Consider the following 19,158-nt stretch of genomic DNA (forward strand, 5'->3'; position numbering starts at 1 on the left):
GCGCGTGTTCGAACCCGCATCGTTCCTGTTCAGCCTGAGCGAGGAAACAGGCGTAGCGACGATCACGCTCAACCGGCCCGATCGGCTCAACGCGCTCACCTTCGAGGTTTACCAGGAGCTGCGGCGGGCGTTCGACGCGCTTCACGACGACGAGTCCGTGCGCGTGGTCGTGATCACCGGCTCGGGGCGCGCCTTCTGTTCGGGTGGCGACGTCGAGCAGATCATCGGCGCGCTCTTCGAGCGCGACTTCCGTGGCCTGCTCGAGTTCACGCGCATGACGTGCGATCTCGTGCTCTCGATGCGACGGTGCCGAAAGCCCGTTATCGGCGCGCTGAACGGGACCGTGGCGGGTGCGGGCGCGGTGATCGCGACGGCGTGCGACATGAGGATCGGCGCCGAGTCGGCGAAGATCGCGTACCTGTTCACGCGGGTCGGCCTCTCGGGCGCCGATATGGGCGCGGCGTGGATGCTGCCGCGCATCGTCGGACTTGCGAAAGCGAGCGAGTTGCTCATGACCGGTGAGTTCATCAGCGCACAGGAAGCGCACCGGATCGGATTGTACAACCGGGTCGTATCGGATGGCGGAGCCCTGGAGGCCGCCACTGAGCTCGCGGATATGCTCGCTCGTGGCCCGTCGTTCGCGCTCGAGATCACGAAGGACTCGTTGAACCGTGAGGCGAACATGGATCTCGCGACCGCGCTCGAGGCCGAGGCCCAGATCCAGGCCGCGCTCATGATGCACCCCGATTTCCGAGAGGCGTACGATGCCTTTACCGAGAAGCGGGACCCTGACTTCCTGTAGATCCGTGCCCGATACCACCTCGATGCACGGGAGGAGCTCGTGAGGATCGCCGTCGTGGGCGGCGGCCCGTCCGGCCTCTACTTCTCCATCCTCATGAAGCGAGCCGACCCGGCGAACGAGATCCTCGTTCTCGAGCAGAACCGGCCAGACGACACGTTCGGCTTCGGCATCGTATTCAGCGATGCGACGATCGCCGAGGTCGAGAGCGCCGACGAGGAGACGTACGCCGCGATCACCGCCCACTTCGTGCACTGGGACGACATCGACGTCTACTACGGTGGGGAGGTGATCCGGAGCACGGGCCACGGCTTCAGCGGCATGAGCCGGCAGACCCTGCTCACCGTCCTGCAAGAGCAGGCGGCGGCGCTGGGCATCGACGTCCGGTACGAGACCACCGTCACCGAGCTGGACGAGTTGCGCTCGTACGACCTGATTGTGGGCGCGGATGGGGCCAATTCGACCGTCCGCGAGCTGATGAAGGATCGCTTCGCGCCGACGTTCGATTGGCGCCCGAATCGATTCGTGTGGCTGGGCACGACGAAGCCGCTACCCGCCTTCACGTTCTACTTTCACGAGAACGAGCACGGACTGTGGCGGGTGCACGCGTACCAGTACGAGCCGGGGCATTCGACGTTCATCGTGGAGTGCACGGAGAAGACGTGGCGCTCGGCGGGGATGGATGGTGCATCGGAGGAGGAGACACTCGCCTACTGCGAGACGCTCTTCGTGAAGGAGCTCGAGGGACACCCGCTGATCCCGAACAAGAGCGTGTGGCGGAGCTTCCCCACGATTCGGAACCAGCGCTGGTCTGTGGGCAACGTCGTGCTCATCGGCGACGCGGTGCATACGGCACACTTTTCAGTCGGGTCCGGCACGCGCATGGGCATGATGGACGCCATCGCGCTTCGGGACGCTCTGATGGTGGAATGGGCGGAGCCAAACCGCTCGGGAAGATCGGACGCCGAGTCGGGCGCCCCGATGGCTCAACGCGTCGCTCGCTCGCTCGCCAGCTACGAGGCCGAGCGCCGCCCCCAGGTCGAGTCCCTGCAACGGGCCGCGCAGGCGAGCCTCGAGTGGTTCGAGGCCACCGAGCGGTACATGAAGCTCGATCCGGTGCGCTTCGCTTTCGCGCTGCTGACGCGCAGCCTGCGCATCACGCACGAGGATCTACGCGTGCGCGATCCCCAGTTCCTCGAACGCGTCGACACCCGGGTCGCCGAACAGGCAGAGCGGCAAGCCAGGGTACCAGTCCGGCACGACCCGCCCCCCCCGCCGATGTTCACGCCGTTCAAGCTGCGCGATCTTTTGATTCCGAATCGGGTCGTGGTGTCACCCATGTGCCAGTATTGTGCGCATGACGGCACGGTCGGCGACTGGCACCTCCAGCACCTCGCGAGTCGTGCGGTGGGCGGGGCGGGGTTGGTATACGCCGAGATGACCGACGTGTCCGCGGAGGCGCGCATCTCGACGGGGTGTGCCGGGTTGTACAAGCCCGAGCACGTCGACGCGTGGAAGCGCATCGTCGACTTCGTGCACGAACACACCGCTGGCAAGATTGCGGTGCAACTGGGGCACGCGGGCCGCAAGGGCGCGAGCAAGTTCTTGTGGGAAGGCGATGCGGAGCCGGTCGAGGAGAACGCTTGGGACCTCGTGTCGGCGTCGCCGTTGCCCTATTTCCCGGATCGCAGTCAGACGCCCCGTGAGATGACGCGCGCTGACATGGACGAGGTCCTAGCCGATTACTCTCGGGCTACGGAGTACGCCGAGGCAGCGGGATTCGACCTGCTCGAGATCCACATGGCGCACGGCTACCTGCTGGCTGCGTTCATCTCGCCGCTCACCAACCAACGCGGTGACGAGTACGGCGGCTCGCTCGAGAACCGCATGCGCTTTCCGCTGGAGGTGTTCGACGCGTGCCGCGCGGTCTGGCCTGAGCACAAGCCCGTCAGCGTGCGCGTGAGCGCGGTGGACTGGGCGCCTGGCGGCATGGAGCCCGAGCACGCGGTCGAGGTCGCGAGGCTACTGAAGGAGCACAACTGCGACGTGATCGACGTCTCGGCCGGCCAGACCGTCCCGCACCAGAAGCCGATCTATGGGCGACTCTTCCAGACGCCGTTCGCCGACCGCATCCGCCATGAGGTCGGAATCTCGACCATGGCGGTCGGCAACGTGTCGTCGTGGATGGACGTGAATACGATCATCGCTGCGGGCCGGGCAGACCTCTGTCTGCTAGCGCGCGCCCACCTCTTCGATCCGTATTGGACGCGGCATGCCGCGCACATGCTCGGTCACGATCTGGCGTGGCCCGACCAGTACGAGTCGGTCTCCCGCTACACCCCGCGCTTCGAGTTCCACTTCGGCGGCGAGTAGGAAGTCAGCCCACCGTGGCGAAGGGCAGATTCTTCTTGGACTCGGCCAACGCCGCGAAAACGAGCTTGGTCCGTAGGTCCATACCGTCCGATACCGTGGATTGTGGCCGCGGAAGTCAAAGTTCATCTTCTCCCATTCGCCGTCCCGGAGAACCCCACGAGTCAGCTGTTCATGTCCGAAGCCGTAACGTATGGAAAGTACCTGAGACTCGACGAATTGCTCGCGTTGCAACAGCCGCGAGACGAGGTCGAGCACGACGAGATGCTCTTCATCGTCATCCATCAAGTGTACGAACTGTGGTTCAAGGTGCTGCTTCACGAGGTCGACTACTGCTGTGCTCTGCTCTCCAAGGGTGACACGCCACGCGCGTCGCACACTCTGAACCGAGTGCGCACGATCCTGAAAGTGCTGGTGGCGCAGCTCGACATCCTCGAGACGATGACACCCACCGAGTTCCTGACGTTCCGGGAGCGGCTCGACAGCGCCAGCGGCTTTCAGTCCGACCAGTTTCGGGCGCTCGAGGCTGTCCTGGGCCGTAAGACACGCGCTTCGGTCGAGCGGTTTGCCGAGGGGACGCGCGCACGGGAAGGGCTCGAGCAGCGATGGAGCGCACCGACACTCTGGGACCACTTTCTCCGCTACCTGGCGAACGAGGGATACGCGGTGCCGGAACAGCAGCTCGGCAGGGACGTGACGCGGCCGATCGAGGCGTCCGAGGAGGTGCAGCGCGTGCTGGTCGAGGTGTACCGGAACGACCCCAAGAACACCGCGCTGTGTGAGCGGCTCGTCGACCTCGACGAAGGTCTGCAGGAGTGGCGCTACCGGCACATGAAGATGGTCGAGCGCACGATTGGTCAGAGGACGGGCACAGGCGGCTCCGCGGGGTCCGAGTACCTGCGCACGACGCTCAACAGCGCCGTCTTCCCGGATCTGTGGGAGATCCGGTCCCAGCTCTGAGGCACGCAGGCATGGCCCTCACGCCCGACCGGTTCTACGCGTCGCCCAACGCGCTCGCTCCGCACTACTCGGTGTTTCGTGTCCACGAGCGGCTGCTTCTCACGGGGCACTCTCACCAGGCGTGGCCCGACGTGGGCTTCGACGGTCAACGTCAGGCGTGGCTCGACGCCGCAGAGCACGTCGACGACAAGTGGTGCTTCGCCGCTGAAAAGGCCGAAAGGGTGACGGCCGGATACCGGCGGCTGATGGGTGGATGTGACGGAGATCTGACGCTCGATACCAACGCGCATGCGCTCGTCGTCCGGTTCCTGTCCGCGCTTCCGTTGACGGAGCGCCCACGGCTCGTCACGACGGACGGGGAGTTCCACTCGATTCGCCGGCAGCTGGACCGACTAGCCGAGGTTGGCACCGAGGTCGTGAAGGTGGCAGCCGATCCGCTGAACAGCGTGTCGGAGCGGGTCGCCGCCGAGGTGGACGATCGGACCGCAGCAGTCGTGATGTCGTCAGTCCTCTTCGGCACGGGGTGCATCGTGCCCGAGTTGCCCGTGGTCGCCGAGGCGTGCGCCGGTCGCGGCGCCGAGCTGCTGATCGACGCGTACCACTCGCTCAACGTCGTGCCGTTCTCGCTGCATGGCATGGAGCAGGCGTTCGTGGTGGCCGGAGGGTACAAGTACTGCCAACTAGGGGAGGGGAACTGCGTGCTGCGCGTGCCCCCGCACTGCGAGCTGCGGCCGGTGATCACCGGGTGGTTCAGCGAGTTCGCCGAGCTCGCGGATGCGAACGTGCCGGGCGAGGTCCGGTACGGGGCGGGCGCGGCCCGCTTCGCCGGGTCCACGTACGACCCGACGTCGCACTATCGGGCGGCGGAGGTGTTCGAATTCTTCGAGCAAGAGCATCTGGCTGCCGAGCTGTTGCGTGAGGTGAGTCAGCATCAGGTCGGCCTCTTGCTGGAGACGTTCGAGTCCTTGGACCTGGACCCGACCGTGGTGCGCACGGGCGACTCGGTCCTGCTGCACGAACGGGGAGGCTTTTTGGCTCTGCGCGCACCGGGCGCTGCGCGGCTGTCCGCGTCGCTCAAGCAGGGCGGTGTCAGCACAGACTTCCGGGGGGACGTGCTACGATTCGGGCCGGCGCCGTACTTGAGCGACGCCCAATTGGTGTCCGCGATGCAGATGCTCGGCGAGGTGGTGTCGGCGGGCTAGGCGAAGGGCTAGGCGAGCCGCCGTATGTGGGGCCCGGCTCCTCTCACCCCGGCCCTCCGGCGAAGTCAGTTCCTGAGCTGGTCTGTCAAGACGAGGAGTGTGATCACCGCAGTAGAAAACGACAACGTGGCACTCAAGATCTCCGTGAAGTTTCCGCCCCCCTGCGAGGGCGGAGACGCCGGCACGAGAATCGTGCTCCCTGGCTCCACACGCGGATGTCGCCGAATGAGCCAGAGAAACTTCTTGGTCGTCTCTCGGCGCCCGTTCGCATACTCGACGGAGACCCTATCCAGGTCGGCGTCCTCGAGCGAGCCTCCAGCCTGCCGGATGTATTCGCTCAGGCCCATACCGGGCTCGAACACAGCCCTCGTCTCGAACGCGACACTACCGCGGATCCCCACCGTAGGATCGTACTCCGGGACCAGGATCTGGTCATTTGCCCGCAGGAGGAGGTCATCGGCCCCCCCAGGGTTTTCGATCGCCTGACCAAGATCGATGCCGACCACGAGAGAATCGCGGATGAGCCTCGCTCCGGGCACATACGCCGAGGGAGAGAATCCCCCGACTCGACGCATGATGTCGGAGAGCCGCTCGTTTCGTCGCTCCACGGCGTAGGCGCCGGGGAAGCCGACCTGCCCCGAGACATAGACCGTTATGGGCGCAACGTAGCCCGGTCGCTCGCGGACAAAGAGCCGATCCCCCACCTCCAGCGGCACGTCGGCGGCGCTCAGCGACGGTCCCGCACTGGTCGATCCGTTGTCCACGAGCGCGGGACTCGGAATCAGCCCACTCAGACGGATCGGAATCGCCACGGATACCGTGTCCCTGCGGTCGAGCGTCACTCGGGCACGGGAGATCTCGGCCTCGGTCGCGAGCGCCCCTTCGACCAGGCCTCCGGCGACCAGGATCAGGTCCTCAGCCGTCATTCCGCGGGCATACCGGTACCGTCCAGGATTCCTGACCAACCCCGCCACGCGCACGGAGTCACTGACCACCAGCGAGTCCATGGAGAATACCACCACCGAGTCTCTGTCGAGCAGTACCACGTCCTGTATGCCGCGCAACGCGGGGTCCGTCGCGATGCGCAACAGGGTGACGCCAGCCGAGTCGAGCCGCGGTCTGTACACGTGGACAACCGGCAGATAGGCGTCTTCCCGGAGCTCGGCCTGGTCGAGAAGAGCCCGGGCGGTCAGGCCATCGACGAGCTGGTAGCGCCCGGGAAAGTGGACCGCGCCGGCAACCAGGACGCGGTTCCGTTGTTCCTCGATGGCGGGGGGAACGAAGATCTCGTCACCCGGCAGGAGTTCCACGTCAGGGGCGTCGGCCAGGTCATCGACGAGCGCTGCGGCGTCGACCGTCACGATGACTCGGTCCATCCCGGGACTGCGCTCGGCAAACGGCAGCAGTCGCTCGATGCGCACCGCGCGCGCATGCGCCGTGGGAAGCATGCCGCCTGAGAAGCCGATGACGTCTCGCAGTCCCTCCCCTTCGAGCACTTCATAGATGGCCGGGCGCCGGAATTCACCACGGACGGTGACCTGGCCCCCGGCAGGAGGCACGAACACGATGTCGCCGTGCTCGAGCCGGATGTCATCCGAGGCGTCGCCGCGCAGGAGGTAGTCGTATAGGTCTACTTGACGCACCTCTTGGCCTCCACGACGCACTACTACCCGGCGGAACGATCCCCGCTCTGTGGGACCGCCTGCTACCTGCAGCGCAGTGAAGACGGTCGAGACGGAGCTCACCATGTAGGAGCCGGGACTCTCCACATCGCCGATCACGAACACTTGGTTGGCTCTCAGTCGGCCCAGGGAAACGTCGAAGAACGTAGTGGCGTCACCGCCCTCCCGTATTCCCGAGTAGACCTCGGAGAGTCGCCTAAACAACGATGCCCTCAGCTGCTCGAGCGTCTGACCGTTCACGAACAGTTGTCCGACGTCGGGGATGATGAGCGATCCTTCGCGGGTCACGCCGAGCCGGTACGCGAGCTCGACGTCCCCGTACAACACCAGGATCAACTCGTCTCCCGGGCCGAGCCGGTAGTCGTCGCCCACCGGACCTGTCACGACCGGGCTGAAGCGCGTGGTCCGGCGCCGAAATACGTCCAGCCCAAAGACGGACAAGACAGAGTCGGGAAGCGCCTCCAACGAGTCGGCCGCGAGCGCGAGTGAATCCAGTACCAGCGTGTCCAGCGGGAAGTCCACGCCCGGCTGCAAGATGCCCAGGGCCCCTAGTGCCTCCAGGAATCCCTGCTCGGCTTCCGGTAGTTCGCCCCCCACTCCTTCCATGCTATCGAAGTAGCGATCCGCGAGTCCGGGATCGTAGCCGAGCTGTTGCAGGCGGGCACGCACCTGCTCCCTGGACATCCCGGACTCTCTCAGGCGCCGCACCACCTCGTCTGATGAGATCTGGCCCGATTGCAGCCTTCGCAGATCTTGTTGGGTCGGGACCTGAGCGGATACGCTTGCGGTGCCCAAGGAAAGCGCCACAACGACCAGCGAGAGGATGGCGGAGGAGCGTTTAGGCAGTTTCACAGTGGCTTGGGAAGCAGGGGAACATCTGGCGCAAAGCTAGGGAGTTCGTTTGTTCCGGCAAAGGGGTTCTCGCGCGTCGGGCCGGGCTGGCCGTACCCGACAGGAACCGCCACCTCGATCGTGGCCCCGTCGCCCACGCGGAGCTCGCCACCCTGGATGACGGAGCCATGCGCGCCGCCGTCCCAGTGCAGGTCGAGCGCGTCCCGCAGGCCGGGGCACTGCTGGTCCATGAGCTCACAGGGACGGGTCTCGCCCCGGATGCGGATCTTCACGTCTCCGAGCGTGAGCACCTGGTCGCGGCTGTGCTCGAGGCGGATCCCGCTGACCATGATGTTGGCGCGCCGCATTCTGGGACCCGAGGCGGGCAGCTCGGCCCGGATGCGGTCGAATACCTCCTTCTCGATCACCGTGACTTGACGCGTCTCCCCGAAGTTGGCGTCGCCCACGAGGCCCTTGCCCTCGACGAGCGTGGCCTGATTCGCAGTGTCCATCACGCCGCCGTGGGCTCGTTTCGTCCAGATCGCTTCCACCCTCCCGCTCATCACACTCCTCCAGGCCGCGCAGAGGCGGCTACTCCGGCCGCCGCTCCGACGGATGGTCGACGATGTTCTCCCACTCTGTGGCGTCCGAGCGCGCCACCACCGCGATGACCGGCTCGGTGTCGCTGAGGTTGATGACCTCGTGGGGCATCCCCTGCTGGATGAAGATGAAATCTCCGGCCGAATCGTCCATCGACTTCTCGAGATTCTCTCCGTACTCGTGGCGCACATCGCCCTTCAGAATGAAGAGCATGACGCGTGATCGCCGGAAGTCGTATTCCTGCGACCGGAAGTCGAGTCGATGCCAGTCGGAATAGCGCTGCTCGTGCATTTGCGCACCGGCCCCGCCAGGCAGCGCCGCCTGGGCGGTCACGAGCATCAGCAGGAGAGCGATCGTGGCGGGGGCAACGTTCATACGCGTCATGGACGAGAAGTCGGGTGTTGGCATGAGTGGTGCTAGGGCGGCAGAGTGATGCTACGTTGGAAATCTACGCACTGACTCGCCACCCCCGGAGCCCCCCTGGCGCTGCGCCTACAGATCGAGCTGGTCTACGATCCCGGATGTCCGAACGTCGGGCTGGCCCGCGACGTGCTCGCCTTCGCGTGTCGCAATGCCGAGATCCCGGCTGTGTGGACCGAGTGGAACAGCGAAGATCCCGCGTGTCCGGAGCATGTGCGCAACCTGGGTTCGCCGACCATCTTGGTGAACGGAGAGGACGTCGCTCCAGGGCCCCACCCGTGGATGCCGCGAGAGCAGGGTGATGGGCCGCGATGCCGCGTCTACCGGGACGGGGACGCGCTCGTACCTGCACCGCCGTTGGAGCGTGTCAACGAGGCGATCGAGCGTGCGCTGGGACCGGAGGTCGTGTAGAACCGGACCCAGCTCCGATAGTCGTCCCACAGACCACTTTGGTCTAGTCGTTGTGGTGCAGCTCGTACTGCCGTTGCGTGTACGCGGCCTCCTGCGCCTGGGTCTTATCGCGCTTCTTCGCGGCGCGCATGCTCCGGTCCTTGCGAGCCGAGGAGTGCACGCGGGGCTTCGAGAGGAGGCGCTGCACATCGCCGCCCTGGCATGCTGGGCAGGTCGCGTCGTCCGTCTGCTTGCGCAGGAACGCCTCGAACTCGTGCGCGCACGTGCCGCATGTGTAGTCGTAGATCGGCATTACAGCCCCCCGTCGGCCAGGACCCTGGCCCTCATTACCGTGTTCCCGCGATCGATTCCAATACCAACCTGATAAACTCGTTCACGTGCTCGGCGCCGTCGACCCACCGAGTGACGGTTACGAGATCGTGCTCACGATCGACGTAGATGATGTTCGTCGATCCGGCTCCGTTCGCATAGAATGCCGATTCGGGCGCAGCCGGCAAGCCCTCTCGCTCCGTGTTCAGCCACCACATGTAACCGTAGTTCGGTTGTATGTCGGTCGGCTCCGCAGCCATCCTGAACCAATCGCTCGAGACGAGCCTCTCCTCACCCCACACGCCGCCGCGTAGCGCGAGCAGGCCGAAGCGGGCGTGGTCGCGGGTGTCGATGATGAGACCGCCACCCCAGTGGCCGCCGCCGCTCACTGACTGCATGCGCTCGCCATCGATCTCGGTCCACGACGTTTCGTAGCCGTGCCAGCGCCACTCCGCCGAGGCGCCGATCGGGTCCATGATCCTTTCTCTGAGCACGTCCGGCAGCGGTCGACGAAAAAGGTGGAGCAGCGAATACGCCATTAGATTGACGCGCACGTCGTTGTACTCCCAGAACGTGCCGGGCGTCTGTAGCTCACGGTCGATGCCACGCCGCCGGTCGGCTGCGTCGGGCTTTCCCCATAGAGTGCCCTCCCATTCGCTCGTCTGCTGCAGAAGGTTGTGCCAAGTGATCTGCGAATTGTGGCGGGAGGCGTATGCCCCATCGGTGACATACTCGCCGATGGGGTCGTCCAAATCTCTGATGAGCCCGTCGTCGAACGCGAGGCCCGCGACCGTGGAGAGGTAGGACTTGGTCACGGAGAACGTCATGTCCTCGCGGTCGGTGTCGCCCCACTCGGCGACGATGTAGCCGTCTTTCACGACGATGCCGTTCACGCCTCCCCGCTCGGCTGTCGGGCCGACGATCTCTTGATGCGGCAACCCCTCGAAACGCGACCGCAAATAGACACCGGGGTCGTCGGGGATCTGGGTCGTCTCGTGGGCGAGCGTGTAGTCGACGGCTTCCTGGAGCTTGATGGGATCCATGTTGAGCTCTTCGGGCGCCCGGACCTGCCAGGCGTCGCCGGGGCCGGGCACGTAGGCGGCGGAGGTCGGGGTGCTGGCCTCGTCGCCGAGACCATCGGTGACCGGCTTCGTCGACTCCTTCACCCATTTATCGTACCAGGCCAGATACCTCTCATGTCGATCCACCTGGTACGAGGGCACTTGGATACCGTGACTCTGGCCGGGATAGACCACGAGTTGCGTCGGCACGCCCCTGCGACGGAGCGCCTGATAGAGCTGCTCGGAGTTGAGGATCGGCACGTTCCAGTCGTCCTCCCCGCCCATGATGAGCGTGGGCGTCTCGATGTCCTGCACCTTGTTGAAGGGGCTGATGCGCTCCCACGTCTCGCGGTTGTTGTCCTCCCAGGGCAGGCCCAGCTCGGCTTCCCACTGACGCTGGTAGTGGTCGTGCCCATAGTTGGCGATGTAGAGGACCTCGCTGGCGCCGGTGATCGCACCCTGGAAACGCTTCGTCTGCGTGATCACGTAGTTGGTTAGGATACCGCCGTAAGACCAGCCGCCCACGCCGAGCCGGTCTGGATCTGCCCAGCCCTGTTCGATCGCGTAGTCGATACCGGCCATGACGTCCTGAAAGTCCGGGTTGCCCCAGTCGGCCCAGAGCGCCGCCGAGAAGTCCTGCCCGTAGCCGGACGAGCCGCGTGGGTTCGCCCTCACCACGAGATATCCGTTCGCCGCGAAGAGCTGCGACTCGAACTGGAACGAGTGAGCGTACTGCGACACCGGACCGCCGTGAATGCGGAGCAGCGTCGGATAACGCTGGCCCGCCACGTAGTCCGGCGGGAAGGTGACGAAGCCCTCGACCTCGGTGCCGTCCCCGGAGCGGAACTGGACGTTCTTCGTCTCCGCGACGACGACGGTCGCGAGGAAGTCGTCATTGTGGTTCGTGATGCGGGCCCGGTCGCCGCTCCCTCCAGCGTTCCCTCTGTCGACGCCAGGGACCGTGAAGATCTCGCCCGGTTGGTCGAGCGTGCTGATATGGACGGCGAACGTGCCCGCCCGCCAGTCGAATCCGGACGCCGAGAGTGGCCCAGCCACGATACGCTCCACCCCATTTCCGTTCGCCCGGATGCGCGCGATATGGTTTTCCCCCGAGTCCTCCAAGCGGAACCAGATCCACTCGCCGTCCTCCGAGAAGCGAGGGCTGCGCACGTTTCGGTCCATCTCCCTCGTCAGCAGCCGGGGCTCGCCGCCGTCGGCGGAGATCACGGCCAGATGGGTCGTCGCGTACCAGATGAGGTCCGGCCGGACGACCGTGGTGTACGCGAGCGTGCGCCCGTCGGGACTCCACGCAGGCGAGCCGTCGGAGCCCTCGTTGCTCGTCACACGCATGGGACTGTCCGTCGGCTCGCCGAGATCGGCGGACACGATCCAGATGTCCGAGTTCGAGTTGCCGTCGGGCTCCTCGGTCCGGTTCGACGCAAAAGCGATGCGGGTGCCGTCGGGGCTCCACACGCCCAACGACTCGTCCCACTCACCGGACGTCAGCTGCGTCAGCTCCCGCGAATCGATATCGAGAACGTACAGGTGCGTTTTCCGATTGCCGGTCAGGTAGCCTGTGTTGTCACGCTTGAACTGAAGGCGGTCGATCACCCACGGATCTTGCGGCGCGTTCTCCTTCTGGTCCTCGTCCTCTTCTTCCTCCTCGGGATCGCGGATCGTGAGTAGCAGACGCGTTGCGTCCGCGGACCAACGGTATCCGCCGATGCCCTGCTCGACGTCGGTGAGCGCGAAGGCCTCGCCACCGCGTCGGTCCAGCGCCCAGACCTGGTTCTTCGCACCGTCCCGGGAGGCGGTGAAGGTGATGTAGCGCCCGTCCGGGCTCCAGCCCGGCGATCCCGCCGACTTCTCGTCAGCCGTGAGCGCGACCGCCTCGCCACCGCCGGCCGGACTCATGTAGATGCGCGTGTACGACTGCTCGTCTTCCAGCGACGTGCGCGAGACCGTGTAGGCGATCCACTCCCCGTCGGGGCTCACGACGGGTGAGCCGACCCTGCGCATGAGGAACTGGTCCTCGACCTCAATGGGGCGCTTTTCCTGCGCACCCGCTACGGTCGCAGTCAGGAGAAGGGCGAGGACGGGGAGTAGGCGAGTCGGACGCATTGCTTCGATCCTCAGTGCGGTGTTCTCAAAGAAGAACCCCCAAACTGAAGCACAGCCCCCGAAGGCGAAAGCGGCTGCAGGGCTCCACGTCACCCGTCCATCCCCGCCTGCTCACGCACGTAGCGAGCCGCCGCCTCGTGGGTGCCGAACCAGACATCGCCTTTCGCCTTCATGTGGGTGATGAGTCCTTCGAGCGCCACGATGCGCGAGCGGTGGCCCATGATGTGAGGGTGCATGGTCAGCAGGAACATCGTGCCCTCTTCCCACGCTCCGTCGAACTCGTCGATCCACACCTGCATCACTTCGCGAGGCGGGCTATAGCGCGTGCCCTGGGGGTTGAAGAGCGGGGCGTCGTCGAGGATCCATTCGACAGGAAGCTCGACGATGCCCGTGGGCTGCCCGTCTTGCACCAGCTCGTACGGCCGATCGTCCGCCATCAGAGAGCTCTCGTACAGAAAGCCCATGCGACGCACGATGTCGAGTGTGTTTGCGCTGAAATTCCAGGACGGAGCGCGGTATCCGACGGGGGCTGTGCCCGTGATTTCGGTGATCGCGTCGACCGCCTGACGCAGCAACCGCTCCTCCGTGGCCGCGTCGAGCGCGGTGTTACGCTCGTGGATCCAACCGTGCACCGCGATCTCGTGCACGCCAGAGGCGTGGATCACGTCCGCCTGTTCCGGCGCGAGCTTCAAGCTCCATGCGGGGAAGAAGAAGGTCGCCGGGACCTGCTCGCGATCCATCAGATCTACCACGCGCGGCAGTGCCACGCGCGAGCCGTACTGCCCCTGCGACAGCGGCCCTGCGCTGACCGTCCCGTCACGCAAACCCAGCACCGTCTCGTTGTCGACATCGAAGCTGAAGAGCACCGCGACCCGCGCGCCGCCCGGCCAACTGTCGGGGTTCAGGTCCCGACCCGCGCGGACCTGGTTCACCGCGTTGCGGACCTCCTGCTCGGTCCACTCCCAAGGTGGGTCGGAGCCTGAGGATGTCTGAGAGTTGCTGGTCTCCTGACAAGCGCTGACAAGGCAGGGCAGAAGGAGTAGGGATGCGGTCGAAAACGGTGACATCGATCGGGTCATGGGACGCTCCTTGCTCACGTCTGGAACAGTCGTTCGGAGATGGTCATTCGCAGATGGTCATCGTGCCACGGCTCACGAAGATCGCGCTTCCGCCGACCCGCACCGCCGTCGTGTCACCCGCCGCGCGGTCCGCCTCGACGTGGATGATGCTCGGCCGGCCCAGCTCGAGGCCTTGCTCGATGGTCCAGGCGAGGGACGCTTCTGAGCGGCCATCGAGCTTGGAGAGGTAGCCACCGAGCGAGGCGGCAGCCGAGCCGGTCGCCGGGTCCTCGGGCACGCCCGAGCCCGGGGCGAACATGCGCACACGCACGTCGACGCCTTCGCCCTCGGCTTGGGGACACATCAGATACACGTGGTGAGCCCAGCCGTCCGCTAGCATCTGCGTCCAGCGCGCCATGTCGAGCACCGCGCGCCGAACCGCGTCGATGGTCCGGACCGGAATGATGTGGTACGGGAGACCGCACGAGACCATCTCGACCGGCAGGCCATCGGGACAGACGTCGGCGGCGTCCAGGCCCACCATGCGCGCCAAGTCTTCGGGGGAGTGAGGGGACGGGCGATGCTCCGGCAGCACCGCGGTCGTGAATTGGGCGAATACCGGTGTGCCGTCCTTCAAGCGGACCGCCACCGGTACCGGTCCCACGTTCTCCTCGAGCACGAACGTGAGCGAATCGTTCGCGTCCGCCCCATCCAGCCCCGCGCCTCGAGCCGCCAGGAAGATCGCCGACCCCACGGTCGGGTGACCCGCGAACGGAACCTCCCGGACCGGCGTGAAGATGCGCAAGCGAGCCGACCCCTCCGCGGTCTCCGGCGGGCCGAGGAAGACGGTCTCCGAGAGGTGCATCTCCAGCGCGATGCGCTGCATCAGGTCGGTCGGCAGGTGCGCCGCGTCAGGGAAGACCCCGAGCGGGTTGCCGCCGAACGTCCGGTCGGTGAAGACGTCGAGCGTATGGAACGGGAGTTGCATGTGAGCGCATCCGAAGGGACGAGGATAGGGGCTACCGGGACCTACCGGGACCCCGGCAGCCCAGGCAGGCTTCTGGGATCCACGCTGGTGGACCCGTAGCGCACGACCCAATGCAGGTGGGGTCCGGTCACGCGGCCGGTCGCCCCGACACGCCCGATGGGCGTACCCGCTCGGACGGTGTCGCCCTGGGCGACGAGTTGCTCGCTCAGGTGGAAATAACCGCTCAGCAGCCCGCCACCGTGGTTGAGGTAGACGATGTTGCCCGCGAGCAGGAACTGATCGACGAGTGCGACGACGCCGCGTGATACGGCCATCACCGTGTCACCGGGCTCGCCGTCCAGGTCCAAGCCCATGTGGCGGCTGGAGATCTGTCCGTTGAACACCCGGCCGTTGCCGAAGCCGCTCGTCACGCGGGCGTCGCGGGGTAGCACGAGGTCGTCCGTCCAGAGTCGTGGAGTGCGATGTGCCAGACGCGAGACCTCCGCGGCCCGAGTGCGGTCGCGCGCGAGCCGTGCCTGCTGTGCCGAGTCCAGCGGACGTCCGAGCGCCGGAGCGACCGTGAGTCGCTCGTGTCGGTACTGCCCTGGGGAGACGGGGACGATGGGCGACAGCTCTTCCTCTCGCCCGTCTCCGTAGACGACGGTGATGCTCGCCGTGATGCTCCCCTCCGCCTCGATGGGAACCGCTGCGAGGCTTTCGAATTCGCCACCTTCCGCGCGCTCGAAGTGCAGCGTCTCACCGGCAGCCGTTCCGCGCACGGCCGAAACGGCTTCGTCGGCGGCCGGCGTCACACGCAAGACGAACAGATGACCCTGGCCGGGTTGTTCGGGGGCCCAGGTGACGCGCACCGCGGCCGGCGGGGCGGAGACCGTGCGAGCCATCCCCGCTTCCGCGACAACCAGCAGCAGCGCCCGCTGGATCGCGAGGTGTCCGTCCCGATTGATCCAGTACTCATCGGGCGCGTGTCCGGCCCCGCCCTCGCCGCCCCGTCCGATGGTCACGGCAGGGATGCCGAGTGAGATGGGGATGTTCGAGTCCGTTGAGGAGCGAGCGAGATAGCCCTCGACTCCGAAAAGTGCGGTGGTGGCGAGAGCCCGTTGCACCAGGGGGGTGGAGGGGTCGCCCTCTCCCGACGGGCGATCGCCGATCTTATCGTGGTCGGCGGTGAGCGCTGGGCCGTCACGGCGCAGCGCGTTCTCCTCCTCGAGGCCGCGTCGCATCGCAGCGAGGAAGACCCCCTCGATGCGGCCGAGGCTCTCGGGGCTCTCGGAGCGCATGTCGACCTCCATCCACGCCTCGAACGGAATCGAGTTCACCGACGTGCCACCGCCGAGGCGCCCGACGTTGTAGCTCGTTCGCGGGCCGCTACGAGTGAGTGTGTCGGCGACGTCTTGGAAGTACCGTACCGCGCGGCTCATCGCGTGCGCCGGGTTCGCGAGTCCGAAGGCGCCCCAGGAATGGCCGCCAGGACCCGTGAACGTGATACGGTAGCGAACCGATCCGAGCCCCATGGTGACCAGTCGAGACAGATCGCCGCCGTCCACGTCGATCCACACGTCCGGCGCGTCCGCCCCGTCAGCGAAGAGGTGCTTCATGCCCCGCAGGTCGCCGAGGCCCTCTTCGCCCACAACGCCGACGAAGAGCACGTCGTCTTCGGTCTCGATCCCGGCCTCCTCCAGCGCGCGCAAAACGGTGAGCACGAGCACGATGCCACGAGTGTCGTCGCCGATTCCGGGCGCGAACAGGGTATCGCCGCGCTGACGAACCGTCACGTCCGTCCCCTCGGGGAATACCGTGTCGAGGTGGCCGCCGAAGCCGATCGTCCGCTCACCGGTGCGGCCGCGGCGCAAGCCGATGACGTTGCCGACCTGGTCGGTCCATACCGAGTCCGCGCCGTACTGCTCGAGGAGCTCTGCGTAGCGCGCGCCGCGCACCTCCTCCATGAAGGGAGGTGCGGGAATTTCCGTTAGTTCGATGAGTCGCTCGAGTGACCAGTCGTCGAGATCCTCGATGCGTTGCATCGCCTCGGCGATCGCGGGCATCGCCATGAGCGATCGGGCTTCCGACGCATATTCGGAGGACGTGGTTTGGGCGATCACAGCCGTCGGGAGCAGCACGGCGACGGTTGAGAGAATCGCGAGCGGCGTACAGTCGATCCGAACGTTGGGCACTGCTTCAGCTCCGGTCTTCGGTGGCATTCCCCAGGCAACAACAATTTAGTCGGTCGTTCGCCGCCCGCGAGGCCCGGGGGGCCTCCCTGTTCGCTCTACTCCTGTCATTCGTCGCCACCACGCAGTCCGTCGGAGAGCGCTCGGACCAGGGCGATACGATCTTCCTGAAGGGGACGTGGCCGTTCTGAGCGCGGGCCACCTGGGAGCCGGATTCCGTTAACCTTTTATGCTGAACACCCGAACGATCTGCCCACGAGGGCGTCGCAGGTATATCATGCCCATTCGCATGCCCATTCGCATGCCCATTCGCAACATCGCGATCATCGCGCACGTCGATCACGGAAAGACCACGTTGGTCGACCAGATGCTGATTCAGACCGGAGTCTTCCGAGAGGGCCAGGTCGTGCAGGAGCGGATTATGGACTCCAACCCGCTCGAGCGTGAGCGGGGGATCACCATCATAGCGAAGAACACGGCCGTGCAATGGAACGACGTGAAGATCAACATAGTCGACACGCCGGGCCACGCCGACTTCGGTGGTGAGGTCGAGCGCATCCTTCGTATGGTCGACGGTGTCGTCCTGCTCGTCGATGCGGCCGAGGGGCCGATGCCCCAGACTCGCTTCGTCACCCGCAAGGCGCTGGAGCTCGGCATTCTGCCGCTCGTGCTCATCAACAAGGTCGACCGCGGCGATGCGCGGCCGCGCGAAGTGCACGACGAGGTGCTCGAGCTCTTCATGGACCTCGAGGCCACGGACATGCAACTCGACGCGCCGTTCCTCTATGCGGTGGGTCGCGACGGGTGGGCTGCCGAAGAAGCGGATGCCACGGGCGGGGACCTGACGCCGCTCTTCGAGAAGATCGTCTCGTACTTCCCGGCTCCCTCCGTCGATCCGGAGGGACCCTTCCAGATGCTCGTTTCCACGCTCGACTACTCCTCGTACATCGGGCGCATCGCGATCGGGCGCATCGAGCGTGGCACCGTGCGCGTCGGCGAACGCGTTGCGCTGCTCGACCTCGGCGCCGTGGGCATGGTGGAGGACCCGGCTCAGGCGGAAGAGGCCAAGGTCTCCAAGCTGTTCACGTTCAGCGGACTCGAGCGGATAGACATCGACGAAGCGTGCGCGGGCGATATCGTTGCTCTGGCCGGGCTCGATGGCGTCGAGATCGGCAAGACCGTGACGGACCCTGAGCATCGGGAGCGTTTGCCGGGCATCGCGGTTGAGGAGCCGACGCTTTCGGTCGACTTCACGGTGAACAACTCGCCGTTTGCGGGGCGGTCGGGAAAGTTCGTGACGACCCGCCAGGTGCGGGAGCGGCTCTACAAGGAGCTCGAGCAAAACGTCTCGCTGCGCGTCGAGGACACCGAACAACCGGACACGTTCACTGTTAGCGGTCGCGGCGAGCTGCACCTCACGATCCTCATGGAGACGATGCGCCGCGAGGGGTACGAGTTCCAGGTCTCGCGGCCCCGTGTCATCACTCGGATGGACGACACGGGTCAGCTCCAAGAGCCGTACGAGGAGGCGGTCGTCGAGGTCCCCTCCGACATGGTTGGAACGGTCATCGAGAAGCTCGGCTCTCGCAAAGGCGAGATGATCGAAATGAGGCCGATGGGCGACTCGGGTACGACCCGGCTGCGCTTCCGCGTGCCCGCACGCGGACTTTTCGGGTACCGCTCCGAGTTTCTCACGGACACGCGCGGTGAGGGTGTCCTACACCACCAGTTCCACGCCTGGGGAAAGTGGGCCGGACCGCTCAAGGGCCGCTCCCGTGGCGTGCTCGTCGCGGATCGGCTCGGCAAGTCGGTGGGCTTCGCGCTCTTCAACCTGCAGGAGCGCGCGACGATGTTCGTCGCGCCGGGCGCGGAGTGCTACGGCGGCATGATCGTGGGGGAGAACTCGAGGACCGACGACATGGACGTGAATGTGAGCAAGGAGAAGAAGCTCACGAACATGCGCACTACGGCGTCGGACGAGAACATCAAGCTGGAGGCGCCCCGCCAGATCACGCTCGAGCTCGCGCTCGAATTCATCGAGGACGATGAGCTTATCGAGGTCACCCCCGACGGCATCCGCCTGCGCAAGCGGGTTCTGAATTCGATCCAGCGGAAGAAGGCAGCGAAAGCGGCGAACCAGTCGGCCTAGCTCGTAGCCGGGACGGTTCGGGCGCGACG

14 protein-coding genes are annotated in these 19,158 nt (G+C 65.9%); 6 read left to right on the forward strand and 8 right to left on the reverse strand.

The window, feature by feature from the left end; genetic code table 11:
• Positions 1 to 4 precede the first annotated feature (4 nt).
• The 4 genes from IIB36_07710 to IIB36_07725 all read left to right on the forward strand — a co-directional run bounded on the left by IIB36_07710 (position 5) and on the right by IIB36_07725 (position 5,331).
• Positions 5 to 802 (forward strand): enoyl-CoA hydratase family protein, encoded by a 798-nt coding sequence (locus tag IIB36_07710; GenBank protein MCH7531643.1) that lies wholly within the window; start codon positions 5 to 7, stop codon positions 800 to 802.
• 54 nt (positions 803 to 856) lie between these two features.
• The gene (locus tag IIB36_07715; GenBank protein MCH7531644.1) at positions 857 to 3,172 is read left to right on the forward strand and encodes an FAD-dependent monooxygenase; all 2,316 of its coding nucleotides are present in this window, start codon (positions 857 to 859) and stop codon (positions 3,170 to 3,172) included.
• A 171-nt stretch (positions 3,173 to 3,343) separates the two neighbouring features.
• Entirely contained in the window at positions 3,344 to 4,129 is a 786-nt protein-coding gene (locus IIB36_07720; GenBank protein ID MCH7531645.1) for a tryptophan 2,3-dioxygenase, read from the forward strand.
• 11 nt (positions 4,130 to 4,140) lie between these two features.
• On the forward strand, positions 4,141 to 5,331 hold the full coding sequence (locus IIB36_07725; protein MCH7531646.1) for a kynureninase: 1,191 nt from the start codon (positions 4,141 to 4,143) through the stop codon (positions 5,329 to 5,331).
• A 65-nt stretch (positions 5,332 to 5,396) separates the two neighbouring features.
• Here the strand turns inward: IIB36_07725 and IIB36_07730 are convergent, their stop codons facing one another.
• Genes IIB36_07730 through IIB36_07740 form a run of 3 tightly spaced genes read right to left on the reverse strand, consistent with a single transcriptional unit; the run spans position 5,397 to position 8,828 of the window.
• Positions 5,397 to 7,865, reverse strand: a complete 2,469-nt coding sequence (locus IIB36_07730) for an SLBB domain-containing protein (GenBank protein ID MCH7531647.1) — start codon at positions 7,863 to 7,865, stop codon at positions 5,397 to 5,399.
• A complete protein-coding gene (locus IIB36_07735) occupies positions 7,862 to 8,410 on the reverse strand; it encodes an MOSC domain-containing protein (GenBank protein MCH7531648.1) in 549 nt (182 codons plus the stop codon). Before IIB36_07735 ends, IIB36_07730 begins: the two co-directional genes overlap by 4 nt.
• Before the next feature lie 25 nt (positions 8,411 to 8,435).
• Positions 8,436 to 8,828 (reverse strand): hypothetical protein, encoded by a 393-nt coding sequence (locus IIB36_07740; protein MCH7531649.1) that lies wholly within the window; start codon positions 8,826 to 8,828, stop codon positions 8,436 to 8,438.
• 165 nt (positions 8,829 to 8,993) lie between these two features.
• Between IIB36_07740 and IIB36_07745 the strand changes: the two genes are divergently transcribed.
• Positions 8,994 to 9,275, forward strand: coding sequence for a hypothetical protein (locus tag IIB36_07745; protein MCH7531650.1), 282 nt, complete (start codon positions 8,994 to 8,996; stop codon positions 9,273 to 9,275).
• A 43-nt stretch (positions 9,276 to 9,318) separates the two neighbouring features.
• Here IIB36_07745 and IIB36_07750 read toward each other — a convergent pair whose 3' ends face one another.
• The 5 genes from IIB36_07750 to IIB36_07770 all read right to left on the reverse strand — a co-directional run bounded on the left by IIB36_07750 (position 9,319) and on the right by IIB36_07770 (position 17,010).
• Complete coding sequence (locus tag IIB36_07750; protein MCH7531651.1) at positions 9,319 to 9,567, reverse strand: zinc ribbon domain-containing protein; 249 nt, start codon at positions 9,565 to 9,567, stop codon at positions 9,319 to 9,321.
• 34 nt (positions 9,568 to 9,601) lie between these two features.
• Positions 9,602 to 12,766 (reverse strand): prolyl oligopeptidase family serine peptidase, encoded by a 3,165-nt coding sequence (locus IIB36_07755; protein MCH7531652.1) that lies wholly within the window; start codon positions 12,764 to 12,766, stop codon positions 9,602 to 9,604.
• An 89-nt stretch (positions 12,767 to 12,855) separates the two neighbouring features.
• Entirely contained in the window at positions 12,856 to 13,833 is a 978-nt protein-coding gene (locus IIB36_07760; GenBank protein ID MCH7531653.1) for a polysaccharide deacetylase, read from the reverse strand.
• 55 nt (positions 13,834 to 13,888) lie between these two features.
• Positions 13,889 to 14,812: a PhzF family phenazine biosynthesis protein gene (locus IIB36_07765; protein MCH7531654.1), complete on the reverse strand. Its 924-nt coding sequence runs from the start codon at positions 14,810 to 14,812 to the stop codon at positions 13,889 to 13,891.
• 41 nt (positions 14,813 to 14,853) lie between these two features.
• Positions 14,854 to 17,010, reverse strand: coding sequence for a M20/M25/M40 family metallo-hydrolase (locus IIB36_07770; protein ID MCH7531655.1), 2,157 nt, complete (start codon positions 17,008 to 17,010; stop codon positions 14,854 to 14,856).
• A 271-nt stretch (positions 17,011 to 17,281) separates the two neighbouring features.
• Between IIB36_07770 and typA the strand changes: the two genes are divergently transcribed.
• Positions 17,282 to 19,129 carry a translational GTPase TypA gene (typA, locus tag IIB36_07775; protein MCH7531656.1) on the forward strand — a complete coding sequence of 616 codons (1,848 nt, stop codon included), beginning with the start codon at positions 17,282 to 17,284 and terminating at the stop codon, positions 19,127 to 19,129.
• The last annotated feature ends 29 nt before the right edge of the window (positions 19,130 to 19,158 follow it).

Source organism: Gemmatimonadota bacterium, from assembly GCA_022560615.1.
Taxonomy (GTDB): domain Bacteria; phylum Gemmatimonadota; class Gemmatimonadetes; order Longimicrobiales; family Gaopeijiaceae; genus UBA1138.